Genomic DNA, 1,643 nt, shown 5'->3' with positions numbered 1-1,643 from the left:
GCGCCGCGACAGCCGACCAGGAAGTCGAAGTCGCAGCCCTCGTCGGCCTGCAGCACCCGCTCGATGTACAGCTGACGGTACCCGCCGCTGGCGGCGATGGTCCGCGACGCGGCGGTGGGATCCGTCTCGGCCAGGCGGCGTTCGAGCTCGACGGCCTCGACCTCCAGGTGCAGCGTGCCGGCGTAGGCGTCGAGCGCGATCCAGTCGCCGTTTCTGACCGCCGCCAGCGGGCCGCCGGCGGCGGCCTCGGGGGCGACGTGCAGCACCACGGTGCCGTAGGCGGTGCCGCTCATGCGCGCATCCGAGATGCGCACCATGTCGGTGATCCCCTGGGCGAGCAGCTTGGCGGGCAGGCCCATGTTGCCGACCTCGGCCATGCCGTGATAGCCGCGCGGACCGCAGTTCTTCATCACCAGGATGTCATCGGCGCTGACCTCGAGCGCGGGGTCGTTGATGCGCGCCTTGTAGTCGTCGAAGTCCTCGAACACCACCGCGCGGCCGCGATGGGTCATCAGTTCGGGGGTCGCCGCCGAGGGCTTCAAGACCGCGCCGTTGGGGGCGAGGTTGCCGCGCAGCACGCACATCCCGCCGTCCTCGCGCAGCGGGTTGTCGAGTGGGCGAATGACTTCGTCGTTGTACAGCGGCGCGTCCTTGACGTTGTCCCACAGCGTGTGGCCGTTGACGGTCAGCGCGTCCTTGTGCGGCAGGCGGTCGGCCTCGCCGAGCCGGCGCAGCACGGCGGGCAGCCCGCCGGCGTAGTAGAACTCTTCCATCAGAAAGCGCCCGGAGGGCTGCAGGTCGACGAGGGTCGGCGTGCCGCGGCCGATGCGCGTCCAGTCGTCGAGCGGCAGGTCGACGCCGATGCGCCCGGCGATGGCCTTGAGGTGGATCACCGCGTTGGTCGAGCCGCCGATCGCGGCGTTGGTGCGAATGGCGTTCTCGAAGGCGTGCTTGGTGAGGACCTTGGACAGGGTCAGGTCCTCGTCGACCATCTCGACGATGCGGTTGCCGGAGAGATGGGCGAGCACGTAGCGCCGCGAGTCCACCGCCGGGATCGCCGCGTTGTGCGGCAGGGACACGCCCAGCGACTCGGCCATGCAGGCCATGGTCGAGGCGGTGCCCATGGTGTTGCAGGTGCCGGCGGAGCGCGACATGCCGGCCTCGGCGGCCATGAAGTCGTGGAGCGAGATGGTGCCGGCCTTGACCTCTTCCGAGAGCCGCCAGACCACGGTGCCCGAGCCGATGTCCCGGCCCTCGTGCTTGCCGTTGAGCATCGGCCCGCCGGTGACCACGATCGTCGGAATGTCGCAGCTCGCCGCGCCCATCAGCAGCGCCGGGGTGGTCTTGTCGCAGCCGACCAGCAGCACCACCGCGTCCAGCGGGTTGCCGCGGATCGCCTCCTCGACGTCCATGCTCGCCAGGTTGCGGGTGAACATCGCGGTGGGCCGCAGGTTGGACTCGCCGTTGGAGAACACCGGGAACTCCACCGGGTAGCCGCCGGCCTCGAGCACGCCCTGCTTGACGTGCTCGGCGAGCTTGCGGAAGTGGGCGTTGCACGGCGTCAGCTCCGACCAGGTGTTGCAGATGCCGATGATCGGCTTGCCCTGGAACTCGTGATCGGGAATGCCCTGGTTCTTCATCCA

1 protein-coding gene is annotated in these 1,643 nt (G+C 69.7%); it reads right to left on the bottom strand.

All coding sequences use genetic code 11. The features are described from left to right. Positions 1-1,643, bottom strand: a 1,643-nt coding sequence (locus R6258_RS18710) for an IlvD/Edd family dehydratase (protein WP_318453454.1), incomplete at both ends; no start/stop codon positions are given.

This window comes from Halomonas sp. HP20-15 (assembly GCF_033446685.1).
In the GTDB taxonomy this organism is placed as follows: domain Bacteria; phylum Pseudomonadota; class Gammaproteobacteria; order Pseudomonadales; family Halomonadaceae; genus Modicisalibacter.
This window is presented reverse-complemented; position numbering and strand designations above follow the sequence as displayed.